Annotated in this window: 10 protein-coding genes, 1 tRNA gene and 1 pseudogene; 9 read left to right on the top strand and 3 right to left on the bottom strand. The window is 27.3% G+C overall.

All coding sequences use genetic code 11. From position 1 onward, the window contains the following. Positions 1-26: 26 nt before the first annotated feature. Both BUB83_RS08590 and BUB83_RS08585 read right to left on the bottom strand, forming a co-directional pair. Positions 27-2,060: an RNA degradosome polyphosphate kinase gene (locus BUB83_RS08590; protein ID WP_073338052.1), complete on the bottom strand. Its 2,034-nt coding sequence runs from the start codon at positions 2,058-2,060 to the stop codon at positions 27-29. Continuing rightward, positions 2,060-3,601: a Ppx/GppA phosphatase family protein gene (locus tag BUB83_RS08585; RefSeq protein ID WP_073338051.1), complete on the bottom strand. Its 1,542-nt coding sequence runs from the start codon at positions 3,599-3,601 to the stop codon at positions 2,060-2,062. The genes BUB83_RS08590 and BUB83_RS08585 overlap by 1 nt, the downstream gene beginning before the upstream one ends. 212 nt (positions 3,602-3,813) lie before the next feature. Here BUB83_RS08585 and BUB83_RS08580 point away from each other — a divergent pair, with 212 nt between their 5' ends. From BUB83_RS08580 to msrA, 7 genes are all read left to right on the top strand, one after another. Next, complete coding sequence (locus BUB83_RS08580) at positions 3,814-4,743, top strand: Ppx/GppA phosphatase family protein (RefSeq protein ID WP_073338050.1); 930 nt, start codon at positions 3,814-3,816, stop codon at positions 4,741-4,743. A gap of 67 nt (positions 4,744-4,810) precedes the next feature. Next, the gene (locus tag BUB83_RS08575; RefSeq protein ID WP_159434064.1) at positions 4,811-6,319 is read left to right on the top strand and encodes a Ppx/GppA phosphatase family protein; all 1,509 of its coding nucleotides are present in this window, start codon (positions 4,811-4,813) and stop codon (positions 6,317-6,319) included. 174 nt (positions 6,320-6,493) lie between these two features. Further along, positions 6,494-7,420 (top strand): Ppx/GppA phosphatase family protein, encoded by a 927-nt coding sequence (locus tag BUB83_RS08570; RefSeq protein WP_073338048.1) that lies wholly within the window; start codon positions 6,494-6,496, stop codon positions 7,418-7,420. Positions 7,421-7,585: 165 nt separating this feature from the next. Continuing rightward, complete coding sequence (locus BUB83_RS08565; RefSeq protein WP_073338174.1) at positions 7,586-8,773, top strand: FprA family A-type flavoprotein; 1,188 nt, start codon at positions 7,586-7,588, stop codon at positions 8,771-8,773. 294 nt (positions 8,774-9,067) lie between these two features. Continuing rightward, positions 9,068-9,928 carry a DegV family protein gene (locus BUB83_RS08560; protein ID WP_073338047.1) on the top strand — a complete coding sequence of 287 codons (861 nt, stop codon included), beginning with the start codon at positions 9,068-9,070 and terminating at the stop codon, positions 9,926-9,928. A 99-nt stretch (positions 9,929-10,027) separates the two neighbouring features. After that, positions 10,028-11,524, top strand: coding sequence for a LexA family protein (locus BUB83_RS08555; protein ID WP_073338046.1), 1,497 nt, complete (start codon positions 10,028-10,030; stop codon positions 11,522-11,524). Between the two features lie 193 nt (positions 11,525-11,717). Further along, complete coding sequence (gene msrA / locus BUB83_RS08550) at positions 11,718-12,206, top strand: peptide-methionine (S)-S-oxide reductase MsrA (RefSeq protein WP_073338045.1); 489 nt, start codon at positions 11,718-11,720, stop codon at positions 12,204-12,206. 71 nt (positions 12,207-12,277) lie between these two features. On the opposite strand, the gene BUB83_RS08545 is transcribed toward msrA, so the two are convergent. Beyond that, positions 12,278-12,625, bottom strand: a complete 348-nt coding sequence (locus BUB83_RS08545) for a cupin domain-containing protein (protein WP_084133472.1) — start codon at positions 12,623-12,625, stop codon at positions 12,278-12,280. 281 nt (positions 12,626-12,906) lie between these two features. Here BUB83_RS08545 and BUB83_RS08540 point away from each other — a divergent pair. Both BUB83_RS08540 and BUB83_RS22430 read left to right on the top strand, forming a co-directional pair. Beyond that, positions 12,907-12,993 (top strand) — tRNA-Leu (locus tag BUB83_RS08540). Positions 12,994-14,196: 1,203 nt separating this feature from the next. Then, a pseudogene (locus BUB83_RS22430) lies at positions 14,197-14,359 on the top strand (IS110 family RNA-guided transposase); the annotation flags it as partial.

Below are 14,359 nucleotides of genomic sequence, written 5' to 3'. Positions count from 1 at the left end.
CTACTGCTTCTTAGCAGTAGCTTAAATTATTTTCCTTTTTTCGAAAGTTTGTGGAATGATTCTTGACTATTAATTTTATCATCTTGTTTATTTGAAACTTTATGATAGCTACCATCTAAAGTCATTTTACGAGCTTTCACATTATCTTTTAAATATATTTCCAAATAATTATTTATTCTATTTTTTAAATTAGGATCTTCAATTGGAAATAATAATTCTACTCTTCTACTTAAATTTCTATGCATCCAATCAGCAGAAGATAAATATATGTCTTTTTTGCCATCATTATAGAAATAAAAAACTCTACTATGCTCTAAAAATCTTCCCACAACACTTATAACTTGAATAGATTCACTTAAATCTTTCTTCCCTGGAATTAAGCAACATATACCTCTAATAATAAGTTTTATTTTCACTCCAGCAGCACTAGCCTCATATAGTTTTTCTATAATCTCTTTATCAGTTAAAGAGTTCATTTTAGCGATTATAGATGCTTTTTTACCATTCTTAGCATGTTCTATTTCTTTATCAATTAGCTTATAAAATTTGTTTCTTAATGATAAAGGAGCTACATAAACTTTAAATAATTTGTGAAGTTTAGAATATCCAGATAGCATATTAAAGATAGCAGAAGCATCTGCACCGTATTTTGGTTTGCAAGTCAGTAAGCCAATGTCTGTATAAAATTTTGCGGTAATATCATTGTAATTACCAGTGCCCATATGTACATATCTTGTGATACCTTCTTTTTCACGACGAACTATTAATAATATCTTACAGTGAGTTTTTAAACCAACTAAACCATAAATAACATGACAACCTGCTTTTTCAAGTTTTTTAGCCCACTCAATGTTATTATGTTCATCAAATCTAGCTTTTAACTCTAATAAAACAGTAACTTGTTTCCCATTCTCAGCAGCTCTTGCTAAAGCTTTCGTAAGAGGAGAATCTCCGCTTACCCTATATAAGGTTTGTTTTATAGCTAAAACGGTGGGATCAACTGAAGCTTCTTCAACAAGTTTTATAACTGGTTCAAAGGATTCATAGGGGTGATGCAATAGAATATCGTTCTTTTTTATAACATCGAAAATATTTTCGCTATTCTTAAATTCTTTTGAGGTTACAGGGGTAAAATCTTCAAATAACAAGGTTTTATTGGGAATTTCTTTAGTTAATTTCATTAAAAAAGTTAAATCTAAAGAACTTTTGATTTTGAAGATATTTTCAGTAGAAATATCCATTTCTTTAATTAAAGTATTTAAAAGAAAATCACTAATTGATTCTTCAGATTCTAATCTTATCACATTACCCCAACGTCTCTGCTGTAGAGATTGTTGTATTTCTTTAAGCAAGTCTTCGGCACCTTCTTCATCAAAAGATAAATCCGCATTACGTGTTATTCTGAAGCAAGACATACTTTCAATTTTATATCCCAAGAATAGATTTTCCATAAAAAGTTTTATAACATCCTCTAGTAGAATAAAAGAATAGTGAATTGAGTCGATAGAAGGAAGTTTTATATATCTTTCTAAAACAGAAGGAACTTGAACAGTAGCAAAGGAAGTTTGACCATCAAAATCTAATTCTACTCCTATGTTTAAGCTTTTATTTAATATTAAGGGGAAAGGTCTAGAACTATCTACAACCATGGGAGTTAATACTGGATAAATGGATGAAGTAAATAAATCTTCTAAGTATTTTAATTGTTTAGAATTTAAGTCTAAAGGTTTTAAAATTTGAATATTGTTTTGGTTGAATAAAGGTAAAATAATATTGGTATAAGTGTTATATTCTTTTTTTACAAGTGAATGAACTTTAGTACAAATTTGAGTAAGTTGCATGGCGGGAGTGAGTCCAGAAGGGTCCAATTTATTATAACCAACTTGAACTTGATCGTTTAATGCTGCTACTCTTACCATAAAAAATTCATCTAGATTTGAAGATGTAATAGCTAGAAATTTTAATCTTTCTAACAATGGATTGGAATTGTCTTCTGCTTCTTCTAGTACTCTTTCATTGAATTCTAACCAACTTAATTCGCGGTTAATAAATTTTTGCATTAGTAGATCTCCTTTCTAACGAGTTTAGGAATAAACCCAGTTACTTCTTGAAAAAACACGCTTTTTAATTGAAAGTCCCATTGTTCAATAAGTATGTCTGAATTAGAATGAGCGTAAAAATAAATATGATCTTCGTATTCTTCTATATCTAATTTTTCTATTTTTGATTTACGAGATAAATCCATGGATATAGCCAATTTTAAAATGGCAGCTAATTTAGAAATAAGTATTCGTTTATCAAAGCTTAATTTAGAAAAGAAGTCATGATTGTTACTAGGAATAAGTGAACCACTATAGTAAGCTATATTTGCTATTATCTCCACTTCTTTGTCGGATATTCCAATAAGTCTTTCGTTCATAATTATATTATAAGATTGCAATCCAGAATCATTTATATCAAAATATTTACCTACTTCACAAAGAATAGCAGCAATATGTAGATAAAGTTTATCTTTTTTATTCAAGTTCAAGGTATCACAAAGAGAATCAAAAATGCAAAGAGATAATTTTTCTACTTGACGGCTATGAGCTAAATTGATTTTATATTTTCTGCCAGTGTATTTTATGGAATTTATTATATCCTGAGAAAGCATAATGTTTCTTTCGGTATTTCTCATAGTGTCGTTTATCTCAGATATTATTCCATGCCTCAAAGAATGAGATAAAGAGGTATAAACTTTTTCGCAGGAAGACATTTTTAATATTGTTTCAAAAATAATTAAAGAAGGAATCAATAGCTCAGGACTAGAATCTTTGGTGATACTGTTATCAAGTAAACTATTCTCGGATATATTTTTAAAATTATTAACAAAAGTAGAAAAAGATTCTTTAGAAATAAAATCTATATGGCTAAATTCTTCGGATAACAAATATTTAATACTACTTCCAAGAGTAATAAAATAACCTAACTTACGAGTAGAGAATACTCTGGAGAAAGGTTTGAGAATAGATTCTACATATTCTTCTATAATTTTATTAAAATCTAAAGTTTTACTTTCTAGATCTTGTAATAATTCTTTTATTCTTAAAGAGCCAATTTTGATATATTCAGTTACCACTAGCTTTCCTTTGGTAAAAATTGAAATTTCCACCCCGCCAGCGCCAACATATACAATTAAAGCACCTTTGGAATTTATATCTTCAATTTTAATAAGATCGCTGTATATAGATTTATATAACAAAAAACTTTCTTGAGAGTCACTTATTATTTCTACAGAAAGACCAGTTTTTGACATAATCTTTTCTAAAACAAAATCTCTATTTGCAGCTTCTCTAATACCAGAGGTAGAAATTGCTTTATAACAGTCTATCTTATAAGAATCCATGAGATCACGAAACCCGTTTAAAATATGGCAGGTTTTATTAATTGTGTCAAAGGAAATTTTTCCAAAGGAAAAAGTATCTTTGCCTATGAGGGTAGACACTCTTAAATCTTCTAATATAATAATTTCATTTTCTTCATTTATTTGAGCTATAGTCATTCTAATAAGATTAGAACCTATGTCTATGGCTGATATAAGATTATATTTTGATTTATTCATAATAGACTTTCCCTTCACATAATATTTATATAAGTAACAAAATATTAGTTTATATTATTATTTATTCTAGCATAATTTAACAAAAAATTAAAGTTATAAGGATTAAACTTAACAGTACTTAACAAAGTAAATATAAATATACATGTTTATATTATGGCCTAATTCATTGAAAAATTATTATTAAAGAGTGAAGTAAAATCTGGGAGGTAATTATGAAAAAAGTAGCTATTATAGATGTTGGATCAAATTCTATAAAACTAGACATTTTTGTAATAAAAAAAGATGGGAAAATGATTAGGAAAAATAAAGTGAGAAATTTTGCTAAAATTGAAAATATGCTACAAAACAATTACATAACTAATGAGGGCATGGCGATAATACTAAGAGTAGTAAAAAATTATGTTGATTTATGTAATAACTCTAATGTTAAAAGTATTATAGCTGTGGCTACAGAGGCTGTTAGAAAAGCAAAAAATAAAGAAGACTTAATTTTTAGAATTAATTCTCTTTGTCAAATTGAAATGAAAGTTATTTCAGGTTTAGAAGAAGCTAAATTAGCTTTTAAAGGGGTAGACCAAAAGCTGATTAATAATAAAGGATATTTAATGGATATTGGAGGAAGTAGTACTGAAATTTTGTCATTTGAAAATAATAGAGTAATAGATTGTTATAGCTTTCCTATGGGAGCTAGATTAATTACAAATAAATATGAGATTAAGGATTTTATTGATAAAAGAACATTTGATTCAATCAAAAAGGAAATAATTAACAAATATTTTAATGATATAAGCAATGATTTTAATGAAAGTGAAATTTATTTGATTGGTACCGGTGGAATTATTAAAAACATTGGTAAAATGATTAATCATAACTTAAATTCTTGTTTAAAGAAAGATAATGCATATCATATAAAATATGATGATGTAAAAAATTTATATGATTTCATAGAATATAGAAAGATAAAAGATTTAAAAGAATTCAAAGGATTATCAGAAAGAAGAACAGATACTATAAAAGGAGGAATTATTATACTAGCTTGTTTTTTGGAAAAAATTAATTGTGAAAAAATAATTATCTCTAAAAAAGGCATAAGAGAAGGGCTTTTAAAAGAGTATTTAGAAAAAAATCTTGAATTATTCTAGGAAATAGATATATAATTTTATAATATATGATAAATTTTGAACTTATTTTATGGAAAGGTGGATAAAAATGAAAAAAACAGCATTCATAGATATAGGGTCAAACTCTTTTACATTAGTTATTTGTGAATATGAAGAAGAAACGAATTATAGAATTATAGATGTATTAAAAAAATCAGTAAGATTAGGAGATATGAATAAAAAAGGATTTTTGAGCGATGAAAAAATTTCTTTGGCTATTGAAACTTTAAAAATGTTTAAAAACTTATGTGTTGGGTCAGAAGTAAATGATATAAAAGCAGTAGCCACAGAAGCTGTTAGAAAAGCAAAAAATCAAGAAGAATTTTTACTTGAAGTTAAGAAAGAAACTGATATAGAAATAACTGTACTTACTGGAGAAATGGAAGCTTTCTATGATTATTTAGGGGTTATGAATACCATGGATGCAAAAGATGGTATTTTAATGGATATTGGAGGATCAAGTACTGAAATAGTTTATATAAAGAATAAAAAAATAAAGGAAAGTGTTAGCCTTCCTTTTGGGGCTATAACTATAACCAGAGATTTTGATTTAAAAGATAAATTAACAAAGAAACAAGAAGAGGATATAACTGAATACGTTATAAAACAATTGAACTCTGTAAAATGGATGAAAAGCGTAAAAGAACCTATTCTTATAGGAGTAGGAGGAAGTATAAGGAATATTGGGAAAATTCATAGAAAACGTGTAAACTATATGTTGAATCTAGAACATAATTACAAGTTAGGAAATGAACAAGTATTTGAAATTTTTGATTTAGTTAAAAGTAAGACTTTTTTACAAAGAAAAAATGTAAGAGGTTTATCTGAAAGTAGAGTTGATATTATTGTAGGAGCACTAACAGCGGTTGTGGCTACTATGAAGTATTTTAAAACAAAAGATATGCTTATAAGCGGAAAAGGATTAAGAGATGGACTTATTTATGAAAGAGTTTTAGGAAGTAAAATTCCTATGAATAATCCTTTAAACTTTTCTATAAATAATATTTTAATAAATAATAATTTAAAAATAAATCATGCCAATCAAATATATCAGATTACAAAAGCTTTATACTATTTTTTAGAAGATATAAGTGAATTTGAAGATGAAAAATATGATAGAATTCTTAAATCAGCTGCTTTTTTACATGATTGTGGCATAAATATAAATTATGATAAAAGGAAAGCACATTCTGCCTATTTAATTTTAAATATAGATATTAATGGTATGAATCATAATGAAATAATTCAAACAGCTTTAGCTATTGATGCAGAAGAAAATGGAGATATAAAAAAGAAATATTTTAAATATAAAAAAATGTTAGATAAAAAGGATATTGAAAATTTGAAGAAGCTGTCTATTTTGTTAAGGATAGCTGAAAGTTTGGATAGAAGTGCAACTCAAAGTGTAAAGGCTGTGAGTTGTGAAATTTTAGATGATAAATTTAAGGTAGGAGTACAGTCGGATAGAAATATAGATTTTGAAATCAAAGATGCTATGAATTATAATGATATTTTTGCCAGTATATTTAAAATTGAAATGGAAATTTATAAGATATAATTTTTGGTGATTATATAAAAAAGATTCTGCAAAAGCGAATCTTTTTTGTTTTTCAATTAAAAAGATATTTACAGAGTATTCTGTTTTCAAATATAATTAAAGGAAATCAATATAAACTAAATATTAAGTTTACTGTTCATGTATATAATATAATCAAACTACACGGAGGTAATAATGGATAAAGTTGGGGTTATAGATATTGGGTCAAATTCTATAAAGCTAGACATTTTTTCTTTAATGGAAGATGGAAAGATTATAAACAAAATTAGGTATAGAAGTTCTAGAAGCTTAGAGGGAAACTTCGAAAATGGTAGCATAAACGAAGAAAATATGAATGCAACTTTAGAAACCATTGACAAATTCGTCAATCTTTGTAGAGATGAAGATGTAAAGAAAATTGTAGCGGTGGCCACAGAATCAATAAGAAAAGCAAAAAATAAGGAACAAGTTTTGAGCGAAGTAAAAAAACTTTGTGATATTGATGTTAATATTATAACAGGAGAACAAGAAGCTCATTATGTTTTCAAAGGAGTAAAGGAAGAGCTTGATATAAACGAAGGTATTTTGATTGATATTGGTGGAGGAAGCACAGAGATAATTTATTTTAAAGAAAATAGTATAATTGATGTTATTAGTATTCCTATTGGAGCTAGAACTATGACCAAAAGATTTCAACTTAAGGATTTAATTTCAGATGAATTAGAGGATGAACTAGAAGTTTTTTTGATTAAAGAATATTTTAGTAAGATTAAATGGCTTATAAACAAAAACGATATTCCGGTAATCGGTTCAGGTGGAACTATGAAAAATCTGGCTAAACTTATAAATCACAATTTGTTCTCTTGTATTTTGACGGATGAAAATTTTCACTTCAGTAGAGAAGATGTGGAAGAAATTCATGATCTTATTAAAAACAAAAGTGTAAAAGACATTAAAGAATTAAAAGGTGTAAGTGATCGTAATTTAGAAGTGGTTAAAGGCGGTGCAGCTATACTTTTATCTTTCTTAAGACTTACTAATATTCATTCAATTATAGTAAGCAATTCTGGTATTAGAGAGGGTATTTTAAGAGAATACTTAGAAAAAAACAAGAATCAATGATTTATATCAACACTCATTTGTCAAAATATTTCTAAACTTTTGAAAAAAATTTCATTTAATATTAAAATAAGTATAGATTTGTGTTAAAATTATTTTATGTTTATTTATAATAAGTTTTAAATAATAATAATATTTAAAAAGGACGTGTTTAGTTTGAGATGTAATATGAGCATTAACAAGGATGTATTCTGGATAGGAGTTAATGATAGAGAGACACATTTATTTGAAAATTATTGGCCTCTTGAAAAAGGTGTTTCTTATAATTCTTACATAATAAATGATGAAAAGGTTGCAATTCTTGATACAGTTAAATTTAATAAAACTAGTGAATTTATTGACAATATTAAAGCAATAATTGGAGAAAAAAAAGTTGATTACTTGATTGTAAACCATATGGAGCCAGACCATTCAAGCTCTATGGCCTCAGTTATAGCTGAGTGGCCAGATGTTAAAATTGTTGGAAACAAAAAAACTTTTGGTTTTATTAAAGGTTTTTATGATATAGTAGATAACTATTATGTCATAGAAGAAGGAGACGTGTTAGATTTAGGAAACCATAAATTAAGTTTTTATATGGTTCCTATGGTGCATTGGCCTGAAACTATGGTTACATATGATGCCACAGATAAAATTTTGTTTTCAATGGATGCCTTTGGAGGCTTTGGTGCTTTGGATGGAACTATTTTTGATGATGAAGTTAACTTAGATTTTTATGAGGATGAGATTAGAAGGTATTATTCTAATATTGTTTCTACATATAGTCCAATGGTACAACGTGCTTTGAAGAAATTAAGCGGACTAGATATAGGAGTGATTGCGCCTACTCATGGTGCAGTATGGAGAGATAAGCCTGGAACTATACTAGATTTTTATGACAGATGGAGTAGATATGAGGCAGAAGAAGGTGTGGTAATAGTTTATGGTTCTATGTATGGAAACACTGCTAAAATGGCAGAGTATATAGCTAGAATTATTGCTGAATCAGGCATTAAAAATATAAGAGTTTATGATGCTTCAAAAACACATGTTTCTCATATTATTAGTGATATATGGAAATACAAAGGAGTTATTTTAGGATCTTGTGCTTACAATACTACAATTTTTCCAGCAATGGAAACTGTAATTAATAAGATAGAGCATTCAGGATTAAAAAATAGATATTTATCTATTTTCGGAAATAAATCTTGGAGTGGTGGAGGAGTAAATACTTTAGAAAAATTTGCAGACAAAGTTAAATGGGAAAGAGTTGGAGAAGCGGTTGAAGCTACTTATACCCCTAAATATGAAGAATTTGAAAAGTTGTGTGTTTTAGGAAGAGAAATGGCTGAAAAAGTAAAAAATAATCCAAAATAAGTTGATTTACAAATTAAGCTTATAGACATACCACTTCAACTATAAATTTATTCAAGTCCAAAATTCACAAATACCTGAGATTTTTGACATGAATAGATTAAGTTTACGTAGGGTATGTCTATATAGGTATCCCAGTTCAACTATTAATTTATACATGCCTCAAAACTCCCAAAAGCCGGAGCTTTTGAAACAAGTATAAATTAAGTTTCACAATGGGTTCCCTATAGAATGCGACATGAAAAGTGTCGCATTCAATAATTTATAATAAACTTATTATTTATTCAGGGAGGCATTATGGGTATAAAAATTATAACGGACAGTACATCATACATCCAGAAAGATGTAAGAAAAAAATATGACATTACAATAGCTTCTCTTAATATTATTTTTCCTAATGAAAGCATTAGGGAAGAAGATATTACTAATAAGGAATTTTATAAAAGAATAGAAAAAGAAGATTATATACCAACATCTTCACAGCCATCAACTCAAGAACTTTTTGATGCTTTTGCCGATAAAATTAAACAGGGACATAAAGTAATAGGAATATTTATTACTTCTAAAATGAGTGGAACATTTCAAACAGCTCATTTAGTTAAAAATATGGTTTTAGAGGAGTTTCCTCACGCAGAAATTGAGTTATTAGAATCCAACTCTAATTCAATGGAACTTGGATTTGCTGTTATAGAAGCAGCAAAAGCAGCTGCAAGTGGTAAAACATTTAAAGAAGTTATAGAATATACAAGAAATATAATTGAGCGAGCAAAATTTGTATTTTCTCCAGCTTCTTTAAAGTATTTACAAAAGGGTGGAAGAATTGGAAAAGCAGGTGCTTTAGTGGGAAACGTGCTTAAGATTATACCTATTCTAACAGTGGACAAAGGTGAAGTAATAGTTGCGAATAAAGTTAGAACAACAAAAAAAGCTATAAGTACCATTATAGATATATTCTTGAAAGATATAGAACAATACGGTTTAGGAGAGGCAATTGTTCATCATATAAACTGTGAAGAAGAAGCAAAAATCTTAGCAGATAAATTGAAAAATCTAACAGGAAAAGATATTCAAATAGGTCCAATAGGACCAGTAATAGGCGTACATGTAGGACCTGGTGCTCTAGGTATCGCATATTTTACAAAACAAAAGTTGAGATAATAAAAAAACTGCCCTTAGAGGCAGTTTTTATGTTAGAATAATTAATATAAATTATGTAGAAATAAAAAAAGTTTTAGTGGAAGGATGAGGGGTGATTAAATGGATAAATACTATGAAACTAGTAAATCACAAAAGTCCTTTATTTTAAGTAAGCCAAGTGGGAAAACAACTGAAATACTTAAAGGCAAAAAATTTAGTGGTAAAAGTACTTCATTAAGTTATAGAATATTATTTTTAAAAAATAATTATATATTAAATCCGAAAGATAAAATTTTGGTCATATTGTTTAACCAAATGGATAAAGAAAATTTTGTTAGAAGTTATAAAAAAATAAGTAGGTCTAATGATGAATTATTCAATACACTTTTGAGTGGTTTTTTATCAAATGAAGAAAACATTGAGTTTGTAACTTTTGAAAAAGTGATTTCTGAATTATTTTTTGATTATTTAGTTGAAAATAATAAACTAGAACTACTTATTGAAAGAAAAGAAATTGAGAAAATTATGGTAAATGCCATCGAAGAAGTAAAAAAAGATTTTAAAAGAAATAAAATATTAAAAAAAGAAAATTGGGAATTTTTTTCTAACGAAATTAGATGGATAAAAAGTAGTTCATGGGTAAACGTAAAAGAATATTTGGATTCTCCAAGAAAAGGATGGAAACATAAAGGTAATTCAAAGCCAACCCTTAAAAAAAATAGTAGTAGTAGAGAAGCTGTAATAGCTCTTTATAATTATTACAATAGAGAATTAGAAAAACAAGGATATATTGACTACGAAGATATGCTTAAATATATTAACAATACTTTATCTTCAAAGAATAGCAATAAAAAAAGTGAATTTTTAAGTAAATATGTCCACATAATAGTAGATGATACAGAAAAATTTTCATCTTCTGAAATTGAATTAATTGAAAATCTTTATTATGATGAAGATCATTCAACAATGACCTTTTCTATTAATATTAACAATAAAGAAAAAGAAAATCAATTTTCTAAAATTGTAAGAAATAAACGTATTTATACTGAAGAGTTACCTGGAGTATCGAAAAAATATACTTTAAAACACTCTTTTACTCCCAATGAAAGTTTGGAGAGGTTTAAATATTTTGATCTCAAACATTTAAAAGAATTTAATATTTTAAAAGATAGCAGTAATTTTGAAGAATTAATAGTTGAGGATGAAGAAGAAATAGAGTATGGAAAAGAAGAATTAAATCAAATTCCTGTTTTTAATAATATTGCGGCAGGTGATCCTATATATATGGAACCAGAACAACAGGACTCCTTTTCTTTGCCTAAATACTGGACAAAAGGAATGCAAGATTGTTTCATACTAAAAGTAAAAGGAGATAGTATGATTAATGCTAATATTCAAGACCGTGATATGGTGGTGATTCAAACAATATCATCTGCTACACATAATGATATAGTGGCAGTAAACATTGAAGGAAATGCTACTCTTAAAAGACTTTATAATAAAAATGGAAAAGTAATGTTGATGCCTGAAAATCAAAATTACAAACCTATAATTGTAAAGGAAGAAGGCTTTTATTTGATAGGAAAAGCAGTAGGAGTTATTAGAGCAAAACAATAAACCAGCACTTCTGATTAAGAGCTGGTTTAAATATAAATTAAATTTTAGGGGGAATAGTTATTAACTATTTATCTATATATTAATATACTTATGTGACATTATTGTGTTAGAAATGTTTCTAAAATGTTAATATTAAATGATTAAATTTATGGTTTTAAAAATACATCAAATAAAATGGAGAAGGATGGGAAAAATGAGAGAAATTGTGTTAGCAGGTGGCTGTTTTTGGGGAGTAGAGGCTTATTTTGAAACATTAGATGGAGTAGCACAAACTAAGGTTGGATATGCAAATGGAAATTTTGAAAATCCTACTTATGAAATGGTGTGTGAACAAGAAACAGGGTATGCAGAAGCTTGTTATATTAAATATGATTCTAAAATAATAAGTTTAGAGAAATTATTAGAAGCTTATTGGATTATAGTAGATCCTACAGTAAAGGATAGACAAGGACCAGATGAAGGTACTCAATATAGAACAGGCATTTATTATTATTCAGATGACGATTTATCTATTATACTTTCATCAAGGGATAAAGAACAATTAAAGTATGATAGACCTATAGTTACAGAAATAGAATCTTTACAAAACTTTTTTGATGCAGAAATATATCATCAAAAGTATTTAGAAAAAAATCCTAATGGGTATTGTCATATACCAAGAGAATTACTTAAAAAACATTAAAATTTATTAAAAAAGTATCTAATTCTTTATAATAAAGAATTAGATACTTTTGTTTTTAAATGAAAAAAAGTTTAACTTCTAATTACAAGCGCCATAAACTCTAAATCTACATTGCCAATGTTTTTAATAGCATGACCACTGCCATCAGGAGTAAAAATCATATCTCCTGCTTCAAGAACACTTTCTATACCATTGTCATTGGCAAGTGCAGTTCCTTTTAGTATATAATAAGTTTCTGTATTGCCAGTGTGAACATGATAGCCAATGCTTGAGCCTACAGGAAGCGTAACTTTAGAATAAACATCACATTTATCATTTAACTGTGCAGATTCCAGAACTCTAGTTAAAGAAATAAGCCCCTCCCCATCTCTAAAATTACTTTTTTCATCAACATGCATTTCCTTTGAAAGTTTAATCATTGTAGCACCATCCTTTTTATAATTTTTAATTTGCTTACGTTTTAGCTTTTTAGCGTAAAAAACAATAAATATCATTGTAACTTATTTTACTAATTATATCATGATAATGAAAGAATTATGAAAAAAATTCTCCTAATTCTCATAATATTACATGTTCAATAGATATTGTGAAAAAAAAATAAAAATGTTTTGAAATAAAAAATCAAAAATATTTTGAAATAAGCTTGACTTAAATCTGTAATCATGATATTATAATCTTCGTCGGTAAGATAAATAAACGCGCCGGAGTGGTGGAACTGGCAGACGCGCAGGATTCAAAATCCTGTGGTAGTAATACCGTGTGGGTTCGATTCCCACCTTCGGCACCATTGATATAACTGACGCAAGAGCCTCTTGGATAGATTATCCAAGAGGCTTTTTTTCGTCATTTGTCCGTTTTGTCCGCACTTTATTTAAAATGCATTAACACCAATTGGGATAAAATACTATAATGATTGGTTTTTTTATGGGAAATATAAGTGAGCGTCAAAAATTAAGTACCTAGACATAATGTCCTCTCATTGATAAAATCATTTCATAAAATTATTGATGGGAGGATAAACTATGTCTAGAAAATTAGATAATGCAGCCTGGGAGGAATATATAAATCATTTGTCCGACTATGAGTTAATACATTTTCATCAAAGGAATAACATGTAGAATTTTTCACATATGAGGTTATTAAATAAAAAGTTAGGTGCAATAAAACTACTAATTAAACAATAAATACAATGTAACATAAGAAATTTTATAAAATGTAAAATATAATACATTATGAAAAAAAAACATTTAAATACATAAAATTACATGGTAAAATGTAGAAAAATATTAAAATTAAAACTTAGTTTGAAATTTATATCGCAATCCAAGTGGAATCAAATTAGGTTTATTTTATAAAAGCTTAAAATGTATATTCACTAGGTAATGGATATCAGTGAATATATCAAATACAAAAATTGAAATTCTTATAAAATTTTTCTACATATTCAAACATAAATAATATTGCATTATCAAAATCAAAAGACCTACATTACATTTTTATTTATTGACTTTTGGGGTTAATATACGCATATACACATATATTTGTATCTTTATTAAAACATATATAGTTGATTTTAGCAGGTTATATTCATTATTTAATTATGATAAAATTTTCCATGCATTATAAAGAACTAATATTATACTAGCATTAGATTTTATTTTGGTTATAAAAAAACTTAGTTTTATACAACAAAATATGATGCTTTGTGTTTCCACTGAAAGTGGCATGTTAATATCTTTACAATGAAAATATAAACTTATTGCTGTGTCAATTGTTGGAACAATATCAAAGAGAAGAACTACATCACATAGTTCAGATATAAATTAATTTAGAATTAGGATAAGGTTTGCTATGGCTTTATTATACTAGGAGCATTCCTGTTATGAAGTAAAATGAAATTTGAAAAAAAGAGCACCTGCTGATAAAATACGGGGTATAAGACGTTCGAACGTTTATCCCTAATTAAAAATTATCAGTGGAGGTACTCAATATGAATTATACACAAAATGAAAAGATTTTGTCAATTACAGAAAAAACTTTAGTTATAGGAATTGATATCGCAAAGGAAATTCAATATGCGAGAGCATTTGATTACAGGGGTATAGAATTTAGTAAAGTACAACCCTTTGAAAATACTTCACATGGATTTAAAA

Origin of the sequence: Clostridium grantii DSM 8605, from assembly GCF_900129965.1 — a bacterium.
Taxonomy (GTDB): Bacteria; Bacillota; Clostridia; order Clostridiales; family Clostridiaceae; genus Clostridium_AF; species Clostridium_AF grantii.
This window is presented reverse-complemented; position numbering and strand designations above follow the sequence as displayed.

Bases quoted from the DNA above. Each gene is read 5' to 3' on its own strand.
- BUB83_RS08560 (WP_073338047.1), top strand. From the start codon at position 9,068: ATGGGTATAAAAATTATAACGGACAGTACATCATACATCCAGAAAGAT.
- BUB83_RS08545 (WP_084133472.1), bottom strand. From the start codon at position 12,625: ATGATTAAACTTTCAAAGGAAATGCATGTTGATGAAAAAAGTAATTTT.
- BUB83_RS08585 (WP_073338051.1), bottom strand. From the start codon at position 3,601: ATGAATAAATCAAAATATAATCTTATATCAGCCATAGACATAGGTTCT.
- BUB83_RS08565 (WP_073338174.1), top strand. From the start codon at position 7,586: ATGAGCATTAACAAGGATGTATTCTGGATAGGAGTTAATGATAGAGAG.
- BUB83_RS08570 (WP_073338048.1), top strand. From the start codon at position 6,494: ATGGATAAAGTTGGGGTTATAGATATTGGGTCAAATTCTATAAAGCTA.
- BUB83_RS08555 (WP_073338046.1), top strand. From the start codon at position 10,028: ATGGATAAATACTATGAAACTAGTAAATCACAAAAGTCCTTTATTTTA.
- BUB83_RS08590 (WP_073338052.1), bottom strand. From the start codon at position 2,060: ATGCAAAAATTTATTAACCGCGAATTAAGTTGGTTAGAATTCAATGAA.
- msrA (WP_073338045.1), top strand. From the start codon at position 11,718: ATGAGAGAAATTGTGTTAGCAGGTGGCTGTTTTTGGGGAGTAGAGGCT.
- BUB83_RS08575 (WP_159434064.1), top strand. From the start codon at position 4,811: ATGAAAAAAACAGCATTCATAGATATAGGGTCAAACTCTTTTACATTA.
- BUB83_RS08580 (WP_073338050.1), top strand. From the start codon at position 3,814: ATGAAAAAAGTAGCTATTATAGATGTTGGATCAAATTCTATAAAACTA.